This is a genomic window from Microbacterium ginsengisoli (assembly GCF_000956535.1).
Taxonomy (GTDB): domain Bacteria; phylum Actinomycetota; class Actinomycetes; order Actinomycetales; family Microbacteriaceae; genus Microbacterium; species Microbacterium ginsengisoli.
Window position 1 is genome coordinate 1 of sequence record NZ_JYIY01000021.1, and the last position, 3,304, is coordinate 3,304.

Annotated in this window: 3 protein-coding genes and 1 tRNA gene; 2 read left to right on the forward strand and 2 right to left on the reverse strand. The window is 68.2% G+C overall.

Annotated features, from left to right (window positions below; translation table 11 throughout):
• The coding region (locus RR49_RS15910; protein ID WP_211255118.1) for a hypothetical protein at positions 1-335 on the forward strand (335 nt) is incomplete at its 5' end.
• 546 nt (positions 336-881) lie between these two features.
• Here RR49_RS15910 and RR49_RS00170 read toward each other — a convergent pair.
• A tRNA-Met gene (locus RR49_RS00170) sits at positions 882-958 on the reverse strand.
• A 109-nt stretch (positions 959-1,067) separates the two neighbouring features.
• Between RR49_RS00170 and RR49_RS00175 the strand changes: the two genes are divergently transcribed.
• A complete protein-coding gene (locus tag RR49_RS00175; RefSeq protein WP_045245701.1) occupies positions 1,068-1,880 on the forward strand; it encodes a carbon-nitrogen hydrolase family protein in 813 nt (270 codons plus the stop codon).
• 39 nt (positions 1,881-1,919) lie between these two features.
• Here RR49_RS00175 and RR49_RS00180 read toward each other — a convergent pair whose 3' ends face one another.
• Entirely contained in the window at positions 1,920-3,122 is a 1,203-nt protein-coding gene (locus tag RR49_RS00180; RefSeq protein ID WP_157013123.1) for a pyridoxal phosphate-dependent aminotransferase, read from the reverse strand.
• Positions 3,123-3,304 lie beyond the last annotated feature (182 nt).

Genomic DNA, 3,304 nt, shown 5'->3' on the forward strand with positions numbered 1-3,304 from the left:
AGACGGCAGAACGTGGTCAGGTCAGGGGTCACGAACGTAGGGTGGTGCAAGTCGAGGTCTTCCGGCGGATGGTGAGCGTGAGAACTTCCATCCTGGAAGACCTCGACGCCTATCCGCGAACCAGCCGACGGTCCCGGGCTACACCCTCAACTGCGAAGAGCCAGTTTGTTGCCCTGGTGGACTATCTCGAAGATGGACATGAGAGGGAGCGCATTGAGGCGAGGATCGGCGAAGCATTCTCCGAAGTACGGGTCGAACTACTGCTCGGACTGCGTCGCCGACTCCAAGGCTCGCTCCCGAAGGGTTTGGTCGACGCTCTTTGGGCACGACTGTGAGCGTCAGAGCGGTTCACAACGTGGCGCTGGGAGACCTTGACGCTCAGCGCCGTGAACTGCAGGCCGGTCTTCGTCGCGAACTGGCTCAGCTCGATGCGAAGGAGGACCGTTTGATCGACGCGCTCGCAGATGGCGAAGCGTCGAGTGAGCGTCTAAAGCGTCGCCTCCAAGACATCACCCTGAAGAGACAGGCTATGGAGGAGCGTCTCAGTCGGCTGAACTCGAACATGGGCGAGGCCGCCAACGCGATCGCGACCTATCTCGAGCTTCTCAAAGCACCGGGCAACCTCTATGCCTCCGAGCACGACGCGGTGAGGCGTGAACTGCTCACACTCTTCTTCCATCGCATCTTCGTTCGCGTGACCGACACGACCCGCCAAGCCGCTGGGGATCGAACTGAAGTGAACGCGAAGATCCACGAGCTCCGTCGCGCCAGCGGACGCACGTCCTCGGAAAAACTCGAAAGCCCCAGCATTTCTGCTGGGGCCTTCGAGTTGCCGAGCGCCGAGGCGCCCTTTGTCTCATTTGGTTGTAATAAGACCTACTTGGTTGCGGGGACAGGATTTGAACCTGCGACCTCTGGGTTATGAGCCCAGCGAGCTACCGAGCTGCTCCACCCCGCGGCACAAGGAATGAGCCTAGCACGCTCCCGGAGGGCCGTCGAATCCGGGCCGGTCACCCGGGCGCGTCGCAGCGGTTGGCGCGGCGACGCCGACGCGGGAGGATGGGCGGGTGACCTCTCCTGCGCTGACCGTCGCCGTCGCCCAGTTCACACCCACCGAGGTGCCCGCGGCCAACCGTGACGCGGTCGCAGCGCTCGTCGCGCGGGCCGCGGCATCCCGTGCCCGTCTCGTGGTGTTCCCCGAGTACGCGAGCTATTTCGTCGACCCGTTCGATGAGCGCCTCGCCGCCCATGCGGAACCCCTCGACGGCCCGTTCGTCACCCACCTGCAGGCCCTCGCGCAGCAGCACGACGTGGTCGTCGTCGCGGGACTCGTCGAGTCGGCGCCCGTCTCCGGCAAGGTGCGCAACACCGTCGTGGCGGTCGCCGCCGACGGCGTGCGCGCGGTCTATCGCAAGCAGCACCTCTACGACGCGTTCGGGCAGCGTGAGTCCGACTGGATCGAGCCAGGTGCGCTCGACGCTCCCCAGACCCTCGACGTCGACGGCGTGCGCGTCGGGCTCATCACCTGCTACGACCTGCGGTTCCCCGAGTCGACCCGTGTCGTCGTCGACGCGGGCGCCGATCTCGTGCTCGTTCCCGCCGAGTGGGTGCGCGGCCCGTTGAAGGAAGACCAGTGGATGACGCTGCTGCGCGCCCGCGCGATCGAGAACACGGTCTTCGTTGCCGCCGCCGACCACACCCCGCCGATCGGCGTGGGGCACTCGGCGATCATCGACCCGACCGGAGTCGTGCGCGCGTCGATCGGCACGACCACCGGGCTCGCGCTCGCGGACGTCTCGCTCGACGACGTCGAGCGGGTACGTCGCGTGAACCCCGCCCTGCAGCTGCGTCGATACACGGTCGTGCCGCGCGAGATCTGACGGGATCGAGCTCTGCCCACCGACTTCGGTGCGACCGGATCAGCGCAGCGCGGCGAGGCGGGCCGCGGCATCCGCGAGCACCTCGGTGCGTTTGCAGGCCGCGAAGCGCACCAGGGTCGCGTACTCGGCTCGCGCCGCGTCGCTGACGAACGCCGTCAGGGGGATCGCGACGACGCCCGCGCGCGCCGGAAGCTCGCGGCAGAACGCCGCCGCTTCGGTCGCGCCCAGGGGAGCGGCATCCGCCACGACGAAGTACGAGCCTCGCGAGGGGGCGACGTCGAAGCCGGCGGTCCGCAGGCCGTCCTGCAGCAGGTCGCGCTTGTGCTCGAGGGTCGTCGCGATGCCGGCGAAGAAACTGTCGGGCAGCCGCAGCGCGGTCGCGACGGCGGGCTGGAACGGCGCGCCGTTCACGTAGGTGAGGAACTGCTTGACCGCCAGCACGGCGTCGACCAGCGCGGCCGGCCCGGTGACCCAGCCGATCTTCCACCCGGTCACCGAGAACGTCTTCGCGGCCGACGAGATCGTCAGCGTGCGCTCCCACGCGCCCGGGAGGGTCGCGAGGGGGCGGTGACGGTGACCGTCGAAGGTGAGGTGCTCGTACACCTCGTCGCCGACGATGATCGCGTCGTGCTCGATCGCGAGGCGCACCAGCTCGGCACGCACCTCGTCGTCGAAGACGGCCCCCGTGGGGTTGTGCGGGTCGTTCACGAGGATGACTCGGGTGCGGTCTGTCACCGCATCGCGCAGCCGGTCGAGGTCGGGTCGGAAATCGGGCCAGGCGAGGGGGACCGTCACGAGACGGGCTCCCGCGAGGGCCACGCAGGCCGCATAGGAGTCGTAGTACGGCTCGAAGACGACCACCTCGTCGTCGGGGGAGTCGATCAGCGCCAGCAGCGTCGACGACAGCGCCTCGGTGGCGCCCGCGGTGATCAGCACGTGACGGTCGGGGTCGAGGTCCAGGCCGTAGAAGCGACGCTGATGCTCGGCCACGGCGAGCCGCAGATCGGGGATGCCGCGCCCCGGCGGGTACTGATTGACACCGTTCGCGATCGCGGCCCGGGCGGCCTCGAGGATCTCGGCCGGTCCGTCTTCGTCCGGGAAGCCCTGACCGAGGTTGATCGCGCCGGTCTGCTGGGCCAGCGCCGACATCTCGGCGAAGATCGTCGGAATCGGAACCCCGTCATCGGTCAGCAGGCCCGCACCGCGGGCGGCTCGACGCCAAGCGCCGGGAATGTCGTGCACCCGCCACACGCTACTGGAGGGGAGCGCATAGGACCGTTTCACGTCTGTCATAGAAAACGCACAGAGTCGCTGTGCAGGGTGGTCCCAGAGCACAGAAGGAGCAGTCATGAGCGACACCGAGGGCACCCGCCCCGAGCAGTCCGACGCCGAGGCGGCAGCCGCGGCACCGATTCCCCCCACCC